At 67.5% G+C, this 22262-nt stretch carries 24 protein-coding genes and 1 tRNA gene; 8 read left to right on the top strand and 17 right to left on the bottom strand.

Translation table 11 applies throughout. From position 1 onward, the window contains the following. Positions 1-103: 103 nt before the first annotated feature. A complete protein-coding gene (locus ACWF9G_RS10590; protein ID WP_189029989.1) occupies positions 104-481 on the top strand; it encodes a PH domain-containing protein in 378 nt (125 codons plus the stop codon). 13 nt (positions 482-494) lie between these two features. Then, a complete protein-coding gene (locus tag ACWF9G_RS10585) occupies positions 495-920 on the top strand; it encodes an HIT family protein (RefSeq protein ID WP_379306507.1) in 426 nt (141 codons plus the stop codon). Between the two features lie 46 nt (positions 921-966). On the opposite strand, the gene ACWF9G_RS10580 is transcribed toward ACWF9G_RS10585, so the two are convergent. From ACWF9G_RS10580 to ACWF9G_RS10560, 5 genes are all read right to left on the bottom strand, one after another. Continuing rightward, positions 967-1899, bottom strand: a complete 933-nt coding sequence (locus ACWF9G_RS10580; protein ID WP_452514837.1) for an SMP-30/gluconolactonase/LRE family protein — start codon at positions 1897-1899, stop codon at positions 967-969. A 92-nt stretch (positions 1900-1991) separates the two neighbouring features. After that, positions 1992-2402 carry a DUF4189 domain-containing protein gene (locus ACWF9G_RS10575; RefSeq protein WP_379306503.1) on the bottom strand — a complete coding sequence of 137 codons (411 nt, stop codon included), beginning with the start codon at positions 2400-2402 and terminating at the stop codon, positions 1992-1994. A gap of 255 nt (positions 2403-2657) precedes the next feature. Beyond that, a tRNA-Thr gene (locus tag ACWF9G_RS10570) sits at positions 2658-2729 on the bottom strand. A gap of 126 nt (positions 2730-2855) precedes the next feature. Beyond that, entirely contained in the window at positions 2856-3092 is a 237-nt protein-coding gene (locus tag ACWF9G_RS10565) for an MbtH family protein (RefSeq protein ID WP_022565839.1), read from the bottom strand. Positions 3093-3211: 119 nt separating this feature from the next. Continuing rightward, the gene (locus ACWF9G_RS10560; protein ID WP_379306501.1) at positions 3212-4045 is read right to left on the bottom strand and encodes an alpha/beta fold hydrolase; all 834 of its coding nucleotides are present in this window, start codon (positions 4043-4045) and stop codon (positions 3212-3214) included. A gap of 172 nt (positions 4046-4217) precedes the next feature. Between ACWF9G_RS10560 and ACWF9G_RS10555 the strand changes: the two genes are divergently transcribed. The 4 genes from ACWF9G_RS10555 (at position 4218) to ACWF9G_RS10540 (ending at position 8198) form a co-directional block, all read left to right on the top strand. Further along, on the top strand, positions 4218-4376 hold the full coding sequence (locus ACWF9G_RS10555; protein WP_019044795.1) for a hypothetical protein: 159 nt from the start codon (positions 4218-4220) through the stop codon (positions 4374-4376). Between the two features lie 66 nt (positions 4377-4442). After that, positions 4443-5972 carry an alpha,alpha-trehalose-phosphate synthase (UDP-forming) gene (locus ACWF9G_RS10550; protein WP_379306499.1) on the top strand — a complete coding sequence of 510 codons (1530 nt, stop codon included), beginning with the start codon at positions 4443-4445 and terminating at the stop codon, positions 5970-5972. A 67-nt stretch (positions 5973-6039) separates the two neighbouring features. Continuing rightward, a complete protein-coding gene (locus ACWF9G_RS10545; protein WP_189029975.1) occupies positions 6040-6756 on the top strand; it encodes a response regulator transcription factor in 717 nt (238 codons plus the stop codon). Beyond that, positions 6753-8198 carry a HAMP domain-containing sensor histidine kinase gene (locus ACWF9G_RS10540; protein WP_452514836.1) on the top strand — a complete coding sequence of 482 codons (1446 nt, stop codon included), beginning with the start codon at positions 6753-6755 and terminating at the stop codon, positions 8196-8198. The genes ACWF9G_RS10545 and ACWF9G_RS10540 overlap by 4 nt, the downstream gene beginning before the upstream one ends. Here the strand turns inward: ACWF9G_RS10540 and ACWF9G_RS10535 are convergent. The 12 genes from ACWF9G_RS10535 to ACWF9G_RS10480 all read right to left on the bottom strand — a co-directional run bounded on the left by ACWF9G_RS10535 (position 8185) and on the right by ACWF9G_RS10480 (position 19737). Continuing rightward, positions 8185-8670 carry a h domain protein gene (locus ACWF9G_RS10535; protein WP_379306495.1) on the bottom strand — a complete coding sequence of 162 codons (486 nt, stop codon included), beginning with the start codon at positions 8668-8670 and terminating at the stop codon, positions 8185-8187. The genes ACWF9G_RS10540 and ACWF9G_RS10535 overlap by 14 nt on opposite strands. Beyond that, the gene (locus tag ACWF9G_RS10530; RefSeq protein WP_452514835.1) at positions 8667-9488 is read right to left on the bottom strand and encodes a hypothetical protein; all 822 of its coding nucleotides are present in this window, start codon (positions 9486-9488) and stop codon (positions 8667-8669) included. The genes ACWF9G_RS10535 and ACWF9G_RS10530 overlap by 4 nt, the downstream gene beginning before the upstream one ends. Next, a complete protein-coding gene (locus ACWF9G_RS10525; protein ID WP_452514834.1) occupies positions 9485-10888 on the bottom strand; it encodes an MCE family protein in 1404 nt (467 codons plus the stop codon). The genes ACWF9G_RS10530 and ACWF9G_RS10525 overlap by 4 nt, the downstream gene beginning before the upstream one ends. Further along, positions 10885-12111 carry an MCE family protein gene (locus ACWF9G_RS10520; RefSeq protein WP_452514833.1) on the bottom strand — a complete coding sequence of 409 codons (1227 nt, stop codon included), beginning with the start codon at positions 12109-12111 and terminating at the stop codon, positions 10885-10887. The genes ACWF9G_RS10525 and ACWF9G_RS10520 overlap by 4 nt, the downstream gene beginning before the upstream one ends. After that, entirely contained in the window at positions 12108-13370 is a 1263-nt protein-coding gene (locus tag ACWF9G_RS10515) for an MCE family protein (RefSeq protein ID WP_452514832.1), read from the bottom strand. Before ACWF9G_RS10515 ends, ACWF9G_RS10520 begins: the two co-directional genes overlap by 4 nt. Further along, a complete protein-coding gene (locus tag ACWF9G_RS10510) occupies positions 13367-14434 on the bottom strand; it encodes an MCE family protein (RefSeq protein ID WP_452514831.1) in 1068 nt (355 codons plus the stop codon). Before ACWF9G_RS10510 ends, ACWF9G_RS10515 begins: the two co-directional genes overlap by 4 nt. Continuing rightward, on the bottom strand, positions 14427-15455 hold the full coding sequence (locus ACWF9G_RS10505) for an MCE family protein (protein WP_379306483.1): 1029 nt from the start codon (positions 15453-15455) through the stop codon (positions 14427-14429). The genes ACWF9G_RS10510 and ACWF9G_RS10505 overlap by 8 nt, the downstream gene beginning before the upstream one ends. After that, positions 15452-16651 carry an MCE family protein gene (locus ACWF9G_RS10500; protein ID WP_452514830.1) on the bottom strand — a complete coding sequence of 400 codons (1200 nt, stop codon included), beginning with the start codon at positions 16649-16651 and terminating at the stop codon, positions 15452-15454. Before ACWF9G_RS10500 ends, ACWF9G_RS10505 begins: the two co-directional genes overlap by 4 nt. A 4-nt stretch (positions 16652-16655) precedes the next feature. Beyond that, positions 16656-17507, bottom strand: coding sequence for an MlaE family ABC transporter permease (locus ACWF9G_RS10495; RefSeq protein ID WP_379306479.1), 852 nt, complete (start codon positions 17505-17507; stop codon positions 16656-16658). 5 nt (positions 17508-17512) lie between these two features. Next, complete coding sequence (locus ACWF9G_RS10490; protein WP_379078522.1) at positions 17513-18277, bottom strand: MlaE family ABC transporter permease; 765 nt, start codon at positions 18275-18277, stop codon at positions 17513-17515. Positions 18278-18602: 325 nt separating this feature from the next. Then, complete coding sequence (locus tag ACWF9G_RS10485; protein ID WP_452514829.1) at positions 18603-19505, bottom strand: 3-oxoacyl-ACP reductase; 903 nt, start codon at positions 19503-19505, stop codon at positions 18603-18605. Positions 19506-19548: 43 nt separating this feature from the next. After that, on the bottom strand, positions 19549-19737 hold the full coding sequence (locus ACWF9G_RS10480; RefSeq protein WP_379306475.1) for a ferredoxin: 189 nt from the start codon (positions 19735-19737) through the stop codon (positions 19549-19551). A 188-nt stretch (positions 19738-19925) separates the two neighbouring features. On the opposite strand from ACWF9G_RS10480, the gene ACWF9G_RS10475 reads away from it, so the two are divergent. Together ACWF9G_RS10475 and ACWF9G_RS10470 are read left to right on the top strand one after the other, a co-directional pair. Beyond that, a complete protein-coding gene (locus tag ACWF9G_RS10475) occupies positions 19926-21119 on the top strand; it encodes an acyl-CoA dehydrogenase family protein (RefSeq protein ID WP_379306473.1) in 1194 nt (397 codons plus the stop codon). Positions 21120-21141: 22 nt separating this feature from the next. Then, positions 21142-22245, top strand: a complete 1104-nt coding sequence (locus tag ACWF9G_RS10470; protein WP_452514828.1) for an acyl-CoA dehydrogenase family protein — start codon at positions 21142-21144, stop codon at positions 22243-22245. Positions 22246-22262: the final 17 nt, after the last annotated feature.

Here is a 22262-nt window from a genome sequence, read left to right as displayed (position 1 = left end):
TCACCCGCACACGCCACCCACATCGGGTTCGCTTGGGGGACAATGATGCCGGCGTGACGACTTGGTCCGCCGCATGCCGGAGCACGGGCGAGGGGAGCACATCATGGGTCTGCTCGACGGAATGATGGGCAATGCGGGCCGCATCGACCCCGCCGCCGCCCAGCAGGAGTACGCGCGGCTGTTCGGCCAGGGTGAGCAGGTCTACTCGGCCTTCATCCTGGTGCGCGACGCGATGCTGTTCACCAACCGCAGGCTGATCCTGGTCGACAAGCAGGGCGTCACCGGCCGCAAGGTCAGCTACCACTCCATCCCCTACCGTTCGATCACCCACTTCGCCGTGGAGACCGCGGGCACCTTCGACCTCGACGCCGAGCTCTACATCTGGATCGGCAGCGGGAACGAGCCGGTCAAGCAGCGGTTCAACCGTCAGGTCGACATCTACGAGGTGCAGGGCATCCTGTCGCACTTCGTCGGGATCTGATTAGGCTCGCCGCATGGCATCCGTCTTCAGCGCGATCATCGCCGGACAGCTTCCCGGCCGCTTCGTCTGGGAGGACGACGAGTTCGTCGCCTTCCTCACCATCGCCCCCGTCACCCAGGGCCACACCCTCGTCGTGCCGCGCGCCGAGATCGACCAGTGGCAGGACGTCGACCCCGCCGTCATGGCCCGCCTCACCGCCGTCGCCCAGAAGATCGGCCAGGCCGTCCGCATCGCCTTCGACGCCCCCCGCGCCGGCCTGCTCATCGCGGGCCTGGAAGTCCCCCACCTGCACACCCACGTCTTCCCCGCCTACACCATGGGCGACTTCGACATCTCCGGCGCCGACACCGCCCCCAAGCCCGAATCCCTCGACGAAGCCCGCGACAAGATCAAGGCCGCCCTCCGCGAACTCGGCCACGGCGCCAACGTCCCCGACTGACCCCTACCGCCGAGGCCGAGCGCACGCCCCACCTTTCCGAGCACCGTCAGGAGTTGGGTGGGGTCAGCTGGGTGACGGTACCGAGGAAGCTCGTCACATAGAGGGCGTGCGCGTCCCAGCCCGGGCCTGCGCCGAAACGGACCGAGGAGGACAGCGGGAGTCCGTCGGCGATGGTGCAGGTTTGGCGGGTGTCCAGGTCGACCTGCTGGATTCGGCCTGCGACATTGAGCGCCACGTATGCCTTGCCGTCCGGGCCGACGGTCAGATCGTCGGCCGCGTTCAGTGGGCCGTATCCGGGGATCACGGTGTGCGGGGCAGGCCTGGATGGGTCGGCGTAGTCGACGAAGGTGACCACTGTTGTGGGGTCGAATGTTGTCGAAACTACGAGCCGATTGCGCGCTCGGTCGAACGCGAGGCCGTTGGTGGAGGTGAGTGACGGTGCATAGGGCGACGCGCTGCCATTCGCCGCTACTCGCGTCATGGATCCCGCGCCGACGTCCTTGCTGACGACGAAATCGCCGTTCGGCAGTTGCGCGAGGCCGTTCGGCATCGTCAAGCCGGTGGCGATCGTGGTGACCGCACCGGTGTCGAGGTCAAGCGCGCGAATGGTGCCGTCCGCGCGGCCCGTCAGCGCTGCCACGGCGCTGTTGCCGGTCGTGAAATAGGCCGTGTCGCCGACGACGATGACTCCGCCGGGACCGTCGATACCGCCCACTGCGACAGACTTCGCGCCGTCGGCCGCCAGGCGCTGTAGCGAGCCGCCGACTCCGGTGGCGGATTGCTCCGACAGCAGCAGGTTCCCGCGGCCGTCGAAAGCGAGGTTCTCGAGCAACCCGTAGCCGGACGCGACCGTGCGCTGTGTCCACTGCGGACACGATTCCGGCGCGGCGGCAGCCGGGGTCGCCGCGGGCAGAAGCGCGGCCGTCGCGGTGACGGTCAGCACGCCGATTGTCCGGCTCAGCGGACGTGAGAGGTTCATCGGATCTTCCTGATTACTCGCCGATGCGTCTCACCCTATGCCGAAAGGAGGCGTGTCAGCCCGACATCTATCGAGACCGTGCGGGAACTAGATCAAGGCAGGGTGCAGGCGTGGTCGCGATTGAACGAGCCGGCGCTTCCGGTGCCGGTGGGGAGGTTGCGGGTGGCGTCTGCGTATGCCTCCCCTGGGTTCGCCCCTTTACCGAAGCCCACGATCGGGAAACCCGCGACGATCGCGAGCGGACTCGTCACGACTGCACCGCAGCCGTCCGCGAACGTCACCACCATCCGGCAGTCGATGATGCCTTGCCCCTTGCACGCTCGGTCGGCGGCTCGAATGGCGTCGGCTTCGGTCGGGTGGTTGACCGAAAACGCGTAGACGTTGCCCCACACGCTGAGGGAAACAGCGCCCCAGTTGACCGGGTCGGCGTCGGCGGGCGGTGCCGCGAGGACGGCAGCGGCGCTCACCGAGAGCGCGGCGGCCGCAAAGGACTTGTTGAACATGTGGCGTGTGCTTCCTCTGCGCGCCGACCAGGGTGCGGCGATCGCATGGAAGATACCGCAGCGCATGGACGCGAGGTCGCCCCAAAAGTCTTGGGGTCACGGCAAAGACCGAGGGCGACTAGATCGGTTTCGGCAGATCCGTCACGAACGCCGCAGTTCGTGAGTGCGTCCACAGTGAGGCCGAACGCCGGATTCAAGGCGGCGGGCAGCGCGTAGAAAGGCTCTGACCAGGGCCAGAGCCTTTCTTTCGCATTGAGCCCCCTGTCAGGATTGAACTGACGACCTTCGCTTTACAAGAGCGGTGCTCTACCACTGAGCTAAGGAGGCGGGTACTTCATCGGCCCCGGAGGGCAGCGACCATCATAGCGGCACGCGGCGGCCGCGTGGCATCGGTAGGAGTGCCACACGGCCGTCACGCTCAGCGAGGTCCCGGCGCAGTATCTGTGTTACTGCTCAGGACTGGGCGCGGGCCGCATCGTCGGCGGCCATCGCGTCACGCAGGCTCTTGGGACGCATATCGGTCCAGTTCTTCTCGACGTATTCGACGCACGCGGCCCGGCTTTCCTCACCGAACACGACACGCCAACCCGCCGGGACCTCCGCGAACGCGGGCCACAGGGAGTGCTGCTCTTCGTCGTTGACCAGAACGAAGAAGCGGCCGTCCTCGTCGTCGAAGGGGTTGGTGCTCATTTCACCTCACTGGATACTGGCGCTGTGTACGGGATCGCTCAGGGGTGCGCACCCCCGGGCGTTGTGTCGACCCTAGCAAGGCAGACGTTACGTGTAGGTGGTTACCTCAGCCTCGGCGGTCAGGCCGCGAAGAAATCGAGGAGGATCTTGTTGACCGCCTCGGGGCGTTCCAGGTAGCCATAGTGCCCGGTGTCCGGAATCTCCTGGTACCTGGCGCCCGGGATGGCCTCGGCAACCTCCCGTGACAGATAAGGCGGAATCATCCTATCATCGGCGAAGCCAATTGCCAGGCAGGGCACCGTGATTGCGCGATAGGCGGCGATCCGGTCGAACTCGTGGTCCATCGCCCGCTGGGCCCGGATTCCGGGGGGCGTGGTCCCGCCGGTGAACTCGAACAGATCCAGCCAATCGCGGGCGGCGTTGGCGTCGGCCATGGTCGCGGGTGACAGATTCATCACCGCGGTCAGGGCCGCCTCGAATTTCGCGGGCAGCTGCACACCGGCGGCGTCGAGGTCCTGCTCACCGGCCGACAGCGTCTTCTGGAACTGGTCGAGCCTGCCGTGGCCCGCCATGAAGACAGCCTTGCGGACCAGGTCGGGACGGGCCAGTGCCAGCTCCTGGGCGACCCGGGCGCCCATCGAGGTGCCCGCGATCAGGGCGGGCCCCTCGTCGAGGAACTCGATCAGCGCCGCGGTGTCGGCCACCAGCTCCTCGATCCGCATGCCATCGGCCGCCTCGAACGACGGCGCGATACCCCGGTTGTCGAAGACGCACACGCGGTATCCGGCCGCGACCAGCGCGGGAACCTGATGCAGATCCCACACCCGGCCCGGCGACCCGGTGCCCATGATCAACACCACCAGCGGACCGCCGCCCTTGACGTCGGTGCCCTTGGTACGGTCGCCCTTGACCTGATAGTTCAGTGCGATGCCGTTCACCGTGGCCAGTGGCATGAAAGAAACCTCTCTGCGGAGTGGACCTGTCCGACGACCACGGTAACGGGACCGCCACGACACTGCACCGGGGTGGGGTGATCGGGTCGGGAGTTCATCGGCCGTGCACAAGCGACCGATAGTATTGACTACTCGCACGCAGAGCGTTTGGAAACCGGGAGGACGAACCACTATGGCCGCCAAGAGCAGCGCCAACGACATCGCCGACGACGAGCTCGAGCCACTGGCCGACGAGACCGCTCGCCAGGCACAGCGCGTCGTCGCGGCATACGCCGAAGACGCTGACGAGTGCCGGATGCTGCTGTCGATGCTCGGCATCGGACCCAGCTGACCCTCCCCTACGACCACAACCTCAAAGCGGGACCCTGCGACGCGCAAAGGATGCGTGAGTGGACCAATGATCGATAAACAGTCCAACGACCGTCCGTCCGATGACAGCGAATCCGTCGCCAGCGGTGCGGGCTCGGGGTTCGTGGTGGTCGCCAACCGGCTGCCGGTAGACCTCGAGCGCCTGCCCGACGGCACGACCCGATGGAAGCGCAGCCCCGGTGGTCTGGTGACCGCGCTGGAGCCGGTCCTGCGCAGCAACAAGGGGGCCTGGGTCGGCTGGGCCGGTGTGCCCGACGTCGAGGTCGAGCCGATCATCGAGGACGGTCTGGAACTGCATCCGGTGCCGCTGACGGCGCAGGAGGTCGAGGACTACTACGAGGGGTTCTCCAACGGCACGCTGTGGCCGCTGTATCACGACGTGATCGTGCGCCCCGTGTACGACCGGGCCTGGTGGGCCGCCTATGTCGAGGTCAACCGCCGGTTCGCGGAGGAGACGGCGAAGGTGGCCGCCGAGGGCGCGACGGTCTGGGTACAGGACTACCAGCTGCAACTGGTGCCGAAGATGCTGCGGATGCTGCGGCCCGACCTCACCATCGGTTTCTTCCTGCACATCCCGTTCCCCCCGGTCGAGCTGTTCATGCAGATGCCGTGGCGCACCGAGATCGTCGAGGGCCTGCTCGGCGCCGACCTGATCGGCTTCCACCTACCCGGCGGTGCGCAGAACTTCCTCTACCTGGCCCGCAGACTGGCCGGTCAGCCCACCTCGCGCGGCACCATCGGCGTGCGATCCAAGCTGGGTGTGGTGCAGGTCGGCTTCCGCACGGTGCGCGTCGGCGCGTTCCCGATCTCCATCGACTCCGCCGAGCTCGACGAGCATTCCCGGCGCCGTTCGGTGCGCGAGCGGGCCGCCAAGATCCGCGCCGAGCTGGGCAATCCGAAGAACATCTTGCTCGGCGTCGACCGCCTCGACTACACCAAGGGCATCGACATCCGGCTCAACGCGCTGCAGGAACTGCTGGAAGAGGGCCGGATCGACCCGTCCGAGACGGTGATGGTGCAGCTGGCCACCCCGAGCCGCGAACGCGTGCAGAGCTACATCAAGATGCGCGGCGACATCGAACGCCAGGTCGGCCGGATCAACGGCGAGTTCGCCCGCGTCGGCTACCCGGTCGTGCACTATCTGCACCGCCCGATCCCCCGCGACGAGCTGATCGCCTTCTTCGTCGCCGCCGACGCCATGCTGGTGACCCCGCTGCGCGACGGCATGAACCTGGTCGCCAAGGAGTACGTGGCCTGCCACAGCGACCTCAACGGCGCCCTGGTGCTCAGCGAGTTCACCGGCGCGGCCGCCGAGCTGCGCCAGTCCTACCTGTGCAATCCGCACGACCTGGACAGCGTCAAGGACGCCATCGCCGGCGCGCTCGACGACGACCGCGACACCAAGCGCCGCCGGATGCGATCGCTGCGCCGCCAGGTGCTCACCCACGACGTCGAGCGTTGGGCCCGCGCCTTCCTCGACGCGCTCTCCCACAGCAATGTCGCCGGTTCGGCCCTGCTCAGCGAAGACGAGGACGTGTTCGGCGAAACGTCGCGCTGAGCGGCACACAGCGACCTCACAGCATGGGTCCAGCCACTTCCCAGCGAGGTGCGCGACGATGGGACCCATGAGCGGTGTGCCTGATGCACCCGAAGCCAGGGTGCTCGTCGTCGACGACGAACCGATGATCGTCGAACTGCTGGCGGTGAGCCTGCGCTACCAGGGTTTCGAGGTGGCGACGGCCGCCGACGGCGCCGAAGCGCTGGACAAGGCGCGCGTGTTCCGCCCGCAGGCGCTGATCGTCGACGTGATGATGCCAGGGATGGACGGCTTCGGCCTGCTGCGCAGGTTGCGCGCCGACGGCATCGACGCCCCTGTCCTGTTCCTGACCGCCCGTGACGAGGTCGAGGACAAGATCACCGGCCTCACCCTCGGCGCCGACGACTATGTCACCAAGCCGTTCAGCCTCGAGGAAGTGGTGGCCCGGCTGCGGGTGATCCTGCGCCGCGCCGGCCAGACCGCGCCGGAACAGGCGAGCACCCGGCTGCGCTTCGCCGACATCGAACTCGACGACGACACCCACGAGGTGTGGAAGGCAGGCGAACCGGTTGCCCTGTCCCCCACCGAATTCACGCTGCTGCGCTACTTCATGGTGAACGCGGGCAGCGTGCTCAGCAAACCGCGCATCCTGGATCACGTGTGGCGCTACGACTTCGGCGGCGAGGTCGGGGTGGTGGAGACGTATGTGTCGTATCTGCGTAAGAAGGTCGACACCGGCGAGCAGCGGCTGATCCACACCCTGCGCGGCGTCGGATACGTGATGCGGGAGCCTGCCGCGCGATGAGGCCGCGCGTTCCCAGGTTCTCGGCCGTCCCGCTGCGGGTGACACTGGTGCTGATCCTGGTGGCGATGGCCGGATTCGGCTTGGTCGCTTCGGGTTTCGTCGTCACCAAGGCGATGGAGAGCTCGCTGCAGAATCGCACCGATCAGCAATTGACGGACGCGGCGATCGAATGGGAGCGCCGCGTCGGCCTGCCTGCCCCCGCGCTGCCTGCTCCGGCGCCGGACCGCCAGCCGCCCGGTCGGTACTACCTGCACGCCGAGAGCTCCGACGGAACCCGGGACATCACCCTGGACAACGTCTTCGGCACCGATGCCACCCCCGCGCTGCCCGATCCGCCTGCGCTGCAACCGGTCACGGTCGGCTCGAAAGGCGACTCGGACGAGCAGTGGCGGGTGCTGACGGTACACGGCAAGCACGCGTCGGCGACGGTCGCCTGGCCGCTCACCGAGAACATCGAGACCGTACGCAATCTCGTCGTGCTGGAGCTGGTGGTCGGCGCGATCATCCTGACGGCGTTGGCGATCGCCGCCTACTTCGTGGTCCGTGGCAGCCTGCGGCCGTTGGGCCGGGTCGAGGCGACCGCCGCGGCCATCGCGGAGGGCGAGCTGCACCACCGAGTCCCGGTGCGCGGCACCGACACCGAGGTCGACCGCCTGTCCCGTTCGCTCAACAGCATGCTCACCCAGATCCAGCAGGCCTTCGCCGCCACCGAGGCCTCCGAGGCGGCCGCGCGCGAATCCGAGGCGCGGATGCGGCGTTTCGTCGCCGACGCCAGTCACGAACTGCGCACCCCGCTCACCACCATCCGCGGCTTCGCAGAGCTGTACCGGCAGGGCGCGACCGGCGATCCGGCGACGTTCATGAACCGCATCGAACACGAGGCGCAGCGCATGGGCCTGCTGGTGGAGGACCTGCTGATGCTGGCCAGGCTCGACGCGCAACGACCCGTCGACCTGCGACCGGTCGACCTGCTCGCCATCGCGGGCGACGCCGTGCACAGCGCACGCGCGGTCGAGGAGGCGGCGGGCGAGCACCGGCCGATCACCCTCGACATCGCCGAGGGCACCGGCACATTGGAGATCTCGGGCGACGAACACCGCCTGCGCCAGATCCTGTCCAACCTGCTGAACAACGCCCGCACCCACACCCCGGACGGCACCTCGATCACGGTCCGGCTGACCCCCGCCGAGGACGAGGTACGGCTCGAGGTCGCCGACACCGGCCCCGGATTGTCCACAGAGGAATCTGCCCGGATCTTCGAACGCTTCTACCGGACCGACACCTCACGCACCCGCAGCAGCGGCGGCACCGGTCTCGGCCTGTCCATCGTGGCCGCCCTGGTCGCCGCGCACGGCGGCACCGTCCGGGTGGAACAGACACCGGGCGGCGGCGCGACCTTCGTGGTGCGCCTGCCGCGCGGTGCACAGCTCAGACCGGAGTGACCTGGGCTACCAGCCAGCGGTCGTCGGACTTGTCCAGCGATACCCGCACCCGGCTACCGGAAGCGGTGCCGTCGGGGGTGTCCTTGCTGGTGGTCAGCTGGTTCAGGTACAGCAGCACGACAGCGTGCTCGGGATCGGCGGACACGACGCCTTCGGCCTGGGTGGTGGCCTTGACCGTGAGCTGCTTCTCCTTGGCGCCCGGCGCGATCGCTTCCTTGATCAGCTTCAGGTAGTCGCTGCGGAAGGACTCGGTCAGGCCATCGGCCGCTTTGGGCAGCTCGGTGTCGACGGTGGCCGGCTCATAGGTGAACATGGCGCTGACCGTGCGACTGGCCGTGCTCATCGCGTCGGCGCGGGCCTGCTCGGTCCGGTCGTGCTGCCAGAGCTGATAGCCGCTCACACCGAGGACGATCGCGGCGATCAGGCCGAGGGCGGCGAGGCTGCCGAAGACGATCTTCATACGCTGGCTCATCCGACGAACTCCACTTTCGACACGGTCATTCCGGTATCGCTGTTCGACACGGTGATCCGGAACCGGTACTGCCGCGACTGCGGTTCGGGCGAGCCGTTGTTGCTCACCGTCTGCTTCGCGGCGACCAGCACCTGGGCGGACTCGTTGTCGGCCGAGACGATGCCCGACTCGACCACCTCGCCGGTGGAGACCACGTTCGCCTGCTTGACGATGTCCATGAACGGATCGACGCGACCGTCGAACTCGGTCTTGAAGTCGCCGGAAGCCACAGAGAGAATCCGGTCGATGTCATCCTTGGCGGTCTCGGCGCGGATGGTGGTCAGGTTCAGCACCGCCTGGCGGGCGGTCTCGGTGTACTGCGCGCGCAGGTCTTCGCCCCGGTTCACGGAGTAGGCCGTGAAGGCGGCGAAACCGGCGCCGACGACCAGGGCGAGCACGAGCACGATCGCCGCGGCGAGGGCCAGGACGCGGCCGCCCGAGCGGGGGGCCGCGTCGGTGTCGTCGGCGGACTTCGCCGGATCGACCGGGGACTTGTCCGTGGTCGACGGTGCGGCGTCCGCGAGCCGCACGGTGTCGTCCGTGGACTTCACGGTGGTGACGGCGGACTTCACCGTTGCGTCGGACTTCGCGGCGGCGGTGAGCTTCACCGTCGCGTCCTCGGACTTCACCGTGGCGTCGGCGAGCTTCACCGTCGCATCGACGTTTGATGCGGTGTCGCTCTTACTGATGGTGACCGTTTCGGCCGCCGTCTCGTCGGCCGGTGGTCCGGCCGAGCGTGCGGCCCGCCTGCGCGGGCGGCGGTTGTCGTTGTCGTTCATCGTTGCTGCTCCTCCAACATCGCCTGCCAGCTGGCCGGAACAGTGCCCGAGCCATCCGCGGCGATGTCGCCTTGGCGGTACATGCGTCCGTCAGTGCCCAGATAGCTGCCGGTGGACGGATCATAAGGGCGCGCTGCGGCGGGGGTCACACCGCCCGTCGATGCGCCTGCGGGTGCGGAGGCCGGAGCGACCGGCTGCACCGGGCCGAACGGCGGGTTGTTGCCTTCCGGCACGAACCCGGTCCGGCACAGCTCGGGCGTCGGCGCCCGGCGGCCGGGGAACTCCATGCACGGCGTGTTGCGGATGCCGCGCACCGCGATATTCGAGTCCTGCGGCACCTTGCAGTACAGCCCGGGTGGAGTGTCCACCTGGTCCAGTTCGCTCGGCTGTCGCCACTGGTCCGCGGGCAGGAAGCCGGTGGTGCAGGCGGGCGGGTCGTTGAGGACGGTCATGAAGTCGACCATCACGCCGTACTGGATCGGCCCGCGGATGGCGGTCCGCAGCGCCGCGATCAGCGGCGGGAAGACGACCATGAGCTGTTCCAGGCTCGCGTTGTACGTCACGCCGACCTGCCCGAGGCTCACCAGATTGCTGGCGAGCAGCGGCAGGGTGGGGCGCAGCGACTGGAACTGCTCGGTCACCGTCTCCATCGCGGAGGGACTGTTGTTCAACAGGCTCCGCAGCGCCGGATCGTGCTCGCGCAGCTGATCGGTGACCGTAGCCAGATCCGCTGTCCAGGAACGGATGTCGTCGGCGGAACGAGTCTGGGTGTCCAGCAGCGGGCCGATCTGATCGAGCAGCTTCTTGGTCGGCTCGATATCGGTTTCGGCTTGCTGTACCAGCAGTGCCGCCGAGTCGATGAACCGCTGGAGATCGGGCCCGGCGCCGTTGAACGCGTGGAACGCCTCGTCGATCACCTGCTTCAGGCGGGTGTCGGCGACGGTGGCGAGCAGCTTGTCGGCCTGGTCGAGCATCGTGCCGACATCCTGGGGCAGGTGGGTGCGCTGCTCCGGGATCACCGAGCCGTCGCGCAGATGCTTGTCGGACGGTTGCGCGGTGGGCACCAGGTCGACGTACTGCTCGCCGATGGCCGAGACACTGCGCACCCACGCGCTCGAATCGGCGGGCACCTTGTAGTCGCTGTCGATCGACAGATCCGCTTCGACCCCGCCCGTCGTCAGGCGCACCGCCTCGACCTTGCCGATGTTCTGCCCGCGATAGGAGACATTGGCGGTGGGATAGAGCCCACCGGTGGCGGCCAGCTGCACGGTCACCGCGTACCGGCCGATCCCGAACATCGCGGGCACCTGCAGGTAGCTGCCGCTCATCACGACGAGACCGACCACCGTGAGCACCGCGAAGATCGCGAGCTGGATTCGGACGAACCGGGTGAGTTTCATCGACCCGCCCCTTCCTGGCCGGGCAGCGGCGCGGTGATACCGGGGATGGCGGGCAGGCCGGGGATGGACGGTAGCCCTGGAATGGTTGGCATGGCTCCGGGGGCGGGTGGGGCCGCGAACGGCGCGGTGGCCGGGTCAGCGGCGTCGGTGGCGGTCGACGGCGCGAACGAGCCGACGACACCCTCGACACCACCGAAGCGACCGCCGAGCGGGGTACCGGTGAGCCAGTTGCTGTCGAGACGGCTGGCGGTCAGGTCCAACGTGATGAACAAGTTCATGTAGTCGCCCATGATCGCGTTGTCGATGTTCTTGATCGGGAACGGGAAGGTCGGCAGGATGCCCAGCGCCTGGATCAGGTTGTTTCCGGTGTCGGCCAGTGTCTTCAGCACGGGACCGAGACTGCGCAGATTGGCGACCAGATCGTCGCCGCTGGTCTTGATGAGACGTTCGCTGACGTCACCGAGCTCACCGAGCGCGGTGATCGCCGTGGTGATGTTCGCCGACCGGTCGGCCAGCGCGGTGAGCGCGGGATGGATCTGTTCGATCGCCTCGGCGATCACGTCACGCTGACCGGCCAGTTTCACCGCGAGCTGATCCAGGCCCTCCATCGCGGCGATGATGCTGCCGGTCTGTCGCTCCAGGCCGGTGGTCAGCTCGTTGAGCTGCGGCAGCAGGTCGGCGATCTCGTCCTCGCGGCCGTTCACCATCGCGTTCAGTTCGGTGGTGATGGTCTCGAGCTGCGCGATCCCGCCGCCGTTGAGCACCACCGACAGCGAGGACAGCACCTGCTCGGTGGTCGGGTAGGCGCCCGCGCGTTCGAGCGGGATGACATCGCCGCCGCGCAACTGCCCTTCCGGCGCGACCGTGGTCGGCGGGGACAACTCGACGTGGTTGCTGCCGAGCAGACTGGTCTGACCGATCTTGGCGACCGCGTTGGCGGGCAGATGGACTTCGGGGTTGAGCGACACCGTCACCAGCGCGTGCCAGCCCTCGACCTCGATCCCGGTGACGTTGCCGACCTCGACATCGTCCACCCGCACCGGTGAATTGCGGGTCAGGGTGGTGACATTGGGCATCTGGATCCGCACGGTGTACGAGCCGGGCCCGCGCCCCTCGGAGCCGGGCATGGGCAGGGAGTTGAGCCCGTCCCATTGACAGCCGGTGGTGCCGAGCGCGACGGCGACGCCGACGGCCAGCCCGGCGAGTGTGCGTTGCCGCCTCATCGCTGTCCTCCTGGAACGGCAAGCCCGGCAAGACCTTCGGGCACGGTGATCGGAGCAGCGGCCGGGGCCTGGTTCGGCTGGCCCGCGCCGGCCAGACTCGGGTCGCTGTACACCAGCTGCTCGGGGAAGGCTGTCACGCCGCTGGCCGGGTTGGTCATGATCGGCACGTAATTCATTGCCAGCGAACTGATCACCGGTGCGAGGAACTCCGCGCACAGATCCGCGGACCTGTCCGAGTTGTTGAGCTCGAGCGCCCGGATCGAACCACACATGAAGCTGAGTGGACTGGCCGAGTTGTTCAGCGCCACCGCGCCGGTGAGCGAACCCTGAGCCGGCTTGTAGAGCTGGTAGAAGTTCACCATCGCGGTCGGGCCGGAGTGCAGCACCTGTTCGAGCTGGGGCCGCTTGTCGACCAGCGTCTGGGTCACATCGGCGAGCCGCTCGACGCCCTCGGTGAGCTCACCCCCGGTGCCGTCGAGGAACCGCTTCACATCGGCCAGCGCCACATCGAGACTGTCCAATCCGGCGCCGAGTTCTTCCGACGCACCGGCCAGGACCGAGGACACCGAGGCCAGCCGACCGCTGAACTGCACGATCTGCTCATTGCTCGCCGAGAGCACCTCGACGAACTTCTGCAAGTTGCGGATGGTGCCGAACAGGTCGGTTCGCCCGTCGGACAGGGTGGTCAGCGTCGCGGACAGTTCGCGCAGGGTGTCACGGAACTTCTGTCCGTTGCCGTCGAGGTTCTCGGCCGCGGTGTCGACGAAGCGGCCGAAGGAGCCCTGCTTGTCGTCACCGACGGGACCGAGCGCCGTCGACAGTTTGGTCAATTCGGCCTTGATCTCGTCCCACTCCACCGGAACCGCGGTGCGCTCGAGCGGAATCTGCGCACCGTCGGCCAGTTTCGGGCCGCCACTGTAGGCGGGCGCGATCTGCACGAAGCGGGCCGACACCAGCGACGGCGCGATGATCACGGCGCGCGCGTCCGCGGGCAGATCGACGCTGCTGTCGATGCTCATCTGCACGCGCACCTGGCCCTTGCCCGGTTCGATCGAGTCGATGCTGCCGACGGTGACGCCGAGCACCCGCACCTCATCGCCTTTGTACAGGCCGGTGGTGGAGGTGAACGCGGCGGTCACCGTGTTCTTTCCGCCGCCGGTGACGAGGTAGACGCCGACCGCGACCAGCGCCGCGATCACTACCACCGCCACCGCGATCGTCCAGCGCGGCAACCCGCGCACCTGCTGGGTCAAGCTCATCGCGGGGGATCCTCCTCAGCAGGAGCGATGTACGGCGTCCTCGGGTTGGTGAAGATGTCGATCAGGTCCTGTGGCACTTGCTCCGGCCAGACCAGCGCGTCGACGAGCGGGCGCAGTTCGGTACTGGAAGCGTTCACCACGTAGGCGTTGAACCAGGGCCCGTTGCCGACCTGCTCACCGAGCGCGGCGGCGTAGGGACCGAGGCCGTCGAGGGCTTCGTTGAGGTTCTGTTCGTTGCGCTGGAGCAGCGCGAGTATCGAATTCAGGCGGTCCAGCGTCGGCCGCATCTGCGGCTCGTTGTCGGCGACCAGGCCCGAGAGCTGCCTGGCCACGTCATCGATGTAGACGACGAGCTGATTGATCGCCGCCCGGCGCCGGTCGAGCTCGCCGAGCAGCTCGTTGCCGTCGATGAGCAGGGTATTGAGCTGGGTGCTGCGATCGGCCAGGATCTTGGTGACATTCTGCGCCCGGGCCAGCAGGTCGGTCAGCGCCTGGTCGCGCACATTGATGCTGCGCGACAGGGCGGTGACGCCGTCGAGCGCGTTGCGCAGCGGGCCCGGCGTGTCGGCGAAGGCCGCCGACAGGGTGTCGAGAGTCTGGTCGACCTGATCCAGATCGAGATCGCGCACGGTCCCACCGAGATCGCTCAGCGCCTCGTTGAGCGAGTAGGGCGAGGTGGTGCGCTCGACCGGGATGGTGTCGCCGGTGCCGATCGCGCCGGGGCCGGTCGGCACCACGTCCAGCGATTTGCGGCCGAGCACCGTATTGGTCTTGATCGCGGCGGTGGTCTTCTCCCCCAGCACGATCGACTCGTCGAGGTCGAACTTCACCAGCACCTTGTCGCCGTCGAGGCTGACCTGCCGCACCTCGCCGGAACGCACACCGGCCACATGAACCGGGTCGCCCGGCACCAGACCGCCGGCATCGAGGAAGTTCGCGGTGAACGTCGCTCCCGAGCGGATGAAGGGCAGCTCGGTGAATTGCAGCGTCGCGAGCGAGATCGTCACCGCCAGAACCACACCGACGATACCGATCGTCGCCGCCGACGATTTGTTCTCATTCATTGGGCGTGCACCTTCCGGTCGCCTGCAGACCCGGCGCGTGAACTTCCATCGGCTGGCCGTTGGGGCCGCTGACCAGGAAGTTGGTACCGCAGATATACAGCTGCAGGAAGGAACCGTAGGCACCGATCCGGATGAGCTTCTTGTAGGTATCCGGCAGCTTTCCGAGCACCCAGTCGATGTGGTCGGAACCCTCGTCCAGGTTCGTGGCGAGCCTGCCGGTCTGTTCGATGGTGTTGCGCAGATCGGGACGGGCCTGCACCAGCAGGTCGTTGAGTTCCTGCGTCGCGCCCGCGATCCGCGGCAACGCGTTGCCGATCGGGTCGCGCTGGGCGGACAGGTCGCTGACCAGGCGCTGCAGTTCTTCGATGGTGGTGGCGAACTGATCGCCGCGATCGTCGATGGTGGCGAGCACGGTGTTCAGGTTGTCGATCACGCTGCCGATCAGCGCGTCCCGGTCCGCCAGGGTCTTGGCGAAGCTCCCGCCGCTGTTCAGCAGCGAGACCAGGGTGCCGCCCTGTCCCTGGAAGATCTGCAGCAGCGCCGCGGTGAGGTCGTTGACCTGTTCCGGGTCGAGCCCACGCAGCAGCGGCTTGAATCCACCGAGCAGCAGATCCAGATCCAGGGCGGGCGAGGTCTGCTCACGGCTGATGGTGTCACCATCGGAGAGCCGCCGAGCCGAACCCGGCCCCTCCAGCAGTTCCATGTAGCGGTCGCCGACCAGGTTCTCGTACTTGATCGCCGCCCGGGTACTCGCCAGCACCGCGTACTTGCTGTCGACATCGAACTCGACGTGGGCGAGGTCGTCGTCGCCGACCTTCACCGAGGTCACCGAACCCACCGGCACACCGGCGATGCGCACCTTGGCGCCGGGCAGCATGCCCGAGGAGCTGGTGAACACCGCGCGATAGCCGTTCTCGCTGGAGAACCGCGCCTGACTCAAGACGATCGCCAGGCCGGCGAACACCAGCGTCATCACCACGGTGAAGATCGCCAGTTTGATCGTCGTCCCCGTGTTCCTCACCGCGTCACTCCCGGCAATCCGTCCAGCAGCAGCTGGAATACCTTTGGCACACCGTGGAATTCGTGCTGGGTGTTCGGCGTGTACACCGTGCCCTCGCTGGTATCGGTCACCAGATAGTCCGAATGGCTGTTCGGGACCCGGTTCACCACACCCTCGCAGCGCGGGCCGCCGGTGGCGTTCACCTTGGGCAGGTCGTTCGGGTAGGTGTAGGGCTGCGCGCCGAGCATGAAGCTGGCGTTCATGCCGACACCCGGCAGCCGTCCGCCCATCATCTCCTCGGCGATCGGCATCAGCGGGCCGATGCCGTCGATGATGCAGCCCAGCGCGGGCGCGTACTCGAACAGCAGGGCGGTCGTCGGCCGTAGCAGATCGAGCGCTGTCACCAGATCGTGTTCGTTCTCGCGCAGTACCGAACCGACCGTGTCGGACAGCCCGATCACATTGACCAGCACGTTGTCGAGCTGGCCCTGCATCTCGGCGATGGTCTGCGAGGTGACCGTCGCGTTGTCGACGGTGCGCAACAGCGGGTCGGTGACCTCGGCGTAGAGGCCGGTCACCGCGGCGGTCTTGTCCAGATCCGACTGCAGGGTCGGCAGGTACGGATTGAGTTCGCGCAGATAGCGATCCGAGCGCACCAGCAGATCTCCCAGCTTGTCGCCGCGACCCTCCAGGGCGGTGCCCAACGCGGTCAGTGTCGCGTTGAGTTTCTCCGGCTCCACCTGGGCGAGCACGTCGGACAGGTGCTGGAACAGGGTGTTGAACTCGACGGTCACCGAGCTCGCCGCCACGGTGCTGCCCGGGGACAGCGAGGCCGAGGCCGGTTGGTCGGGGACGATGAAGTTGACGTACTTGGCGCCGAACACCGTGGTCGAGCGGATGTCGACACCCGCGTTGGCGGGCACCAGCTTCAGCTGGTCGGGGTCGACTTCCAACCGCAACTGGGCGCCGTCGTTCCGCAGGTCGATGTCGGCGACCCGGCCGATCTCGACGCCGCGCACCTTCACCTTGGCGTCGGGGTCGAGCACCAGGCCCGTACGCGGCGTATCGACCAGCACCACAGCGGTGTTGGTGAACGCGCCTTGGAACAGCGCGAGCGCGAGAGACGCACCCGCGACGAGCAGGCCGACCAGCGCGAGCGCGGCGAGCTTACGCCCGAGCCCGCCCTGCAGTGCGGCAACGAACCGTGAGGTATCCATCGCGCTATCCCGAGAGGTGGAAGTTGCCGGAGGTGCCGTAGATGGCCAGCGAGATCAGCAGCGTCACAGTGACGACCGCGACCAGCGAGGCCCGCACCGCATTGCCTACCGCGACACCGACACCCACCGGACCGCCGGCGGCGGTGAAACCGAAGTAGGTGTGGATCAGCATGACGGCCAGTGCCATGACGATCGCCTGCGCGAACGACCACAGGATGTCGCTCGGAATGAGGAACGTCGAGAAGTAGTGGTCGTAGACGCCGGCCGACTGGCCGTAGATCACCACCGTCGCGAAGCGGCTGGCGAGGAAGGAGGCGATCACCGCGAGCGCGTAGAGCGGGATGATCGCGATCAAGCCCGCCAGCACCCGGGTACCGACGAGGAACGGCACCGGCCTGATCGCCATCGATTCCAGCGCGTCGATCTCCTCGGCCACCCGCATCGCGCCCAGCTGGGCGGTCGCGCCTGCGCCGATGGTGGCGGCCAGACCGATGCCGGAGATCACCGGCGCGGCGATGCGGACATTGATGAAGGCGGCGAAGAAGCCGGTCAGCGCCTCGACACCGATATTGCCGAGCGAGCTGTAGCCCTGGACCGCGATGGTGCCGCCCGCCATCAGGGTCAGGAAGCCGACGATCACGACGGTGCCGCCGATCACCGCCAGTGCGCCACTGCCCATGCTGATCTCGGCGATGAGCCGGATGGTCTCGGTGCGGTAATGCACCAGCGCGCGTGGCACCGAGGCGAGCGCCTGGACGAAGAAGATCGCCTTGTCGCCGAGGGAATCCAGCGATTTCGACACCCGGTCGAAACGGCGGACCGTGCGCGGGAACTTACTGCGAACTACGAATGCCATTTCGGTCACCGCACCGTGAATTTCAGGCCGATCGCGGTGACAACCACATTCACCACGAAAAGCGCCATGAAGGCGAATACCACTGTTTGGTTCACCGCGTCGCCGACACTCTTGGGTCCGCCTTTCACCTGCAGACCGAGATAGCAGGCGACCATTCCGGCGATCAACCCGAACAGACCGGCCTTGACCTCGGAGATGATCAGCTCGGGCAGATTCGTCAGCAGCGGAATGCCGTTGACGAACGCGCCCGGATTCACGCCCTGCAAGAACACCGAGAAAGCGAAACCACCGACGATACCGACCGTGCACACCAGGCTGTTGAGCATCAGCGCCACGAACATCGAGGCGAACACGCGCGGCACGACCAGCCGGCTGATCGGGTCGATGCCCAGCACCATCATCGCGTCGATCTCTTCGCGAATCGTGCGGGCGCCCAGGTCCGCGCAGATCGCGGTGGCGCCCGCGCCAGCCACGATCAGCACCGTGACGATCGGGCCGACCTGCGTGACGGCACCGAACGCGGCGGCCGCCCCGCTGAGGTCGGCGGCACCGATCTCGCGCAACAGGATGTTGAGGGTGAAGACCACCAGCACCGTGAACGGAATCGCGACCAACAGCGTCGGCACGATCGAGACGCGAGCGACGAACCATGACTGGTCGATGAACTCACGCCATTGGAACGGTCGACGGACGGTAGCTTTCGCCACGTCCGCGCCGAGTTCGAAGAATCCGCCGACTGCCCGCAACGGGACAGCAAGGAGGTCGTTCACGCGAATTCCTCCTTCTTGGACGGGCGGACCGATCGACCCGCGTACCCGTACTTCACCGCCACCCCGATCTGAAGACTGCCCAAAGACTAGAACATGTTCCTGTTGATGTCTGCCGTTTGGGGAGACTATTACCAGGACTTTTTCACGAAATGTGCCGTCGAAACTGAAACGAAAACTGACCGGATGCCTTTTACCTCCTGTGAGGCGCCACACACCCCGACGCTCATGTCTACCAACACCTGGACCTGTGATCAACACAACTCGGCAGACATGCGCGTCGTGGCGCGCGGCGAGCCAACCTCCGGCAAATCGGCGGCAGGAAGAGTCAGCCCAGATCGCGTAGCGAACGGGCCGAGAACATGTGGTCGGCGGGCCGCTCGGCAAAGTAGCCGTGCAGCGTCGAGGCGAGGTCGGCCTCGGACCATTCGGGGCCCGCGGCGTCGAAGCGAGCTTCCACCTCGGGAGCCGCCATGAGGGCGACCATCGGGCCGTAGACGACGAACACCTGCCCGTTCACCGCGTCGGCGGCGGGCGAGGCGAGGTAGGCGACGAGCTTGGCCACATGCTCGGGCGCGAGCGGGTCGACCGAACCCTCAGGCGCCTCGGAGAACACGGCCTCGGTCATCGCGGTCCTGGCCCGCGGGCAGATCGCGTTGGAGCGAACGCCGAACCGGGACAGCCCACGCGCGGCCGACAGCGTCAGCGCGGTGATACCCGCCTTCGCGGCGCCATAGTTCGCCTGACCTTCCGGTCCGAGCAGTCCGGCCTCCGAGGAGGTGTTGACCAGCCTGCCGTAGACCGGCTCGCCCGCGGCCTTGGATGCCGCGCGCCAGTAGGCGCCGGCATTGCGCGAGAGCAGGAAGTGCCCGCGCAGGTGCACGGCGATCACCGCATCGAAGTCCTCGTCGGACATGTTGAACAGCATGCGGTCGCGGGTGATGCCCGCGTTGTTGACGACGATGTCGAGGCCGCCGAGGGATTCCTGGGCGGTCGCGATGAGCGCGTCGGCCGTCGCGCGCTCGGCGATGCTGCCGCCGACGAACTCGGCCTTACCGCCGAGCTCGCGAATCGCGGCGATGGTCTCGGCGGCGGCATCCTCGGTGAGGTCGTTGACCACGACCGCGGCGCCCGCGCCTGCCAGCGCGAGGGCTTCGGCCCGGCCGAGCCCGGCCCCGGCGCCGGTGACGATAGCGACCCGGCCGTCCAGTGAAGTCTGCATCACACTCATCGGGCCGACTTTAGAACGTGTTTCACTATCCGACAAGAGGCGATCACGCCAGCCGCAGCGCGGCCTTGGGGCACTGCGCCACCGCTTCCTCGACGTCGGCGACGCGATCGTCGGCCACATCGCCCTCGAGGACGTGCAGCTGATCGTCGTCATCGAGTTCAAACATGTCAGGGGCGATTCCTACGCACACGCCGTTCGCTTCACACCGGTCGAAATCGACGATGATCTTCATGAGAACTTCCTTCCACGCGGTCTCCGCGACACTAACCCAGACAGTACGCCCGCGAAGCGGGAACAGCTGTCGATTCACTGTCAATACTGGAACATGTTCCAGTTGGTATGCAATGATCGGTTTCGGCGGGGCCCATCCCCTGCGCCCCGCCGCGTCCGTTTTCGCAGCAGAGACCGAGGTAGGGACCCATGCGCGTCGCGTATACGCCGCAGCAGGAAGAATTGCGCGCCGAGCTGCGCGAATATTTCGCCCGGTTGATGACGCCGGAACGACGTGCCGCGCTGAGCCTGCAGACCGGCGAGTACGGCGAGGGCAATGTCTACCGCGAGGTCGTGCGCCAGATGGGCCGCGACGGCTGGCTGACGCTGAGCTGGCCGAAGGAGTACGGCGGCCAGGACCGCACGACGATGGATCAGCTGATCTTCGTCGAGGAGGCCGCGATCGCGGGCGCGCCCGTCCCGTTCCTCACGCTCAACTCGGTCGCGCCGACGATCATGCAGTACGGCACCGAGGAGCAGAAGAAGTTCTTCCTGCCCAAGATCGCCTCCGGTGAGCTGCACTTCGCCATCGGCTACTCCGAGCCGGGCGCCGGCACCGACCTGGCATCGCTGCGCACCGCCGCGGTGCGCGACGGCGACGACTTCGTCATCAACGGCCAGAAGATGTGGACCAGCCTCATCGCCTACGCCGACTACATCTGGCTGGCGGTGCGCACCGATCCGACGGCCAAGAAGCACAAGGGCATCACGATGTTCATCGTGCCCACCGACGTCGAGGGATTCTCCTGGACGCCGGTGCACACGATGGCCGGGCCCGACACCAGCGCCACCTACTACCAGGACGTGCGGGTTCCCGCGTCGTCGATGGTCGGGCCGGAGAACGGCGGCTGGTCGCTGATCACCAACCAGCTCAACCACGAGCGCGTCGCGCTGACCTCGGCCGGGCCGCTCTCGCTCGCGGTCAACCAGACGGTGCAGTGGGCGCGCGAGACCACCGGTCCCGACGGCAAGCGGGTGATCGACCAGGAGTGGGTGCGCCTGAACCTGGCTCGCGTCTACGCGAAGGTCGAATACCTCAAGCTGCTGAACTGGGAGATCGCCAGCCGTGCCGACCAGGGTGGCGAGGCGGCGCCCAAGCCGTGGGACGCCTCCGCGTGCAAGGTCTACGGCACCGAGCTGGCCACCGAGGCCTACCGCCTGCTGATGGAGGTCGTCGGCTCACACGGTTACCTGCGCCAGGACTCCCCCGGCGCGGTCATGCTCGGCAGGCTCGAGCGGATGCACCGCGCCGCGCTGATCCTCACCTTCGGCGGCGGCACCAACGAGGTGCAGCGCGACATCATCGCCATGACCGCCCTGCGCCAGCCCGCTTCCGCCCGCTGATCCCGAAAGCCGGTATTCCCTCATGGATTTCACACCCACCGAAGCCCAGACCGATCTCGCCCGGCTGACCGGCGAGATCTGCGCCAAGCTCGTCACGGCCGACCGCCTGCGCGAACTCGACACCGCGGGCCGCTACGACGAGCAGCTGTGGAAGTCGCTCGCCGAGACCGGCGTGCTCGCCGCCGCGCTACCGGAAGCCCTGGGCGGCAGCGATTTCGGCATACTCGAGCAGACCGCGATCCTGCGTGAACTCGGTCGCGTTGTCGCCGCGGTGCCCTATCTGTGGTCGATCGTCGTCGGCGCCGGTGCGCTGGCGAAATTCGGCGATGCCGACCAGCAGCAGCTGGCCGCGCGGGCGGGCGCGGGCGAGATCGTGCTGACCGCCGCGCTCGCCGAGGAACTGCGCGCCACCACCGCCGCGCCGGGCATCGTCGCCGAGCCAGCCGGTGCGGCCTGGACGCTGACCGGCACCGCGACCACCGTCGCCTACGCCGATCGCGCCGAGCGAATCCTGGTGCCCGCCATCACCTCCCATGGTGTCGGCGTCTTCGTGGTCGACCCGGACCACGCTTCGGTCACCCGCACCGCCCAGCAGGTCGTCGACCTGAGCCCCGAGTTCGTCGTCGAACTCGCCGGCACCCCCGCCGCACTGCTCGGCACCGGCGAATCCGGCGCCGACATCCTCACCTGGCTGCGCGAACACGCCTGGCTCGGCCTCTCCGCGCTCCAGCTCGGCACCCTGGAACGCGCACTCGAGCTGACCGCCGAGCACACCCGCACCCGCGAACAGTTCGGCAAGCCGATCGGCTCCTTCCAGTCCGTCGCGCAACGCCTGTCCGACGCCTACATCGACATCGGGGGCCTGCGCCTGACGGTCACCCAGGCCGCCTGGCGCCTGTCCGAGAACCTCCCCGCTGCGGAGTCCATCCACATCGCCAAGTTCTGGGCTGCCGACGCGGGCCACAAGGTCGCCCACACCGTCGTCCACGTCCACGGCGGCCTCGGCATCGACCGCGACCACATCGTCCACAACTACTTCACCGCCGCCAAACACCACGAGTTCGCCCTCGGCGGCGCGACACCCCACCTCCTCTCCCTCGGCGCCGAACTGGCGTCGAAGGAGTAACCTTGCGAGAGCCAAGT

Source organism: Nocardia sp. NPDC055029 (assembly GCF_053608525.1).
Note: the sequence above shows the minus strand (reverse complement) of the source record. Positions and strands in the feature narration are given on the sequence as shown.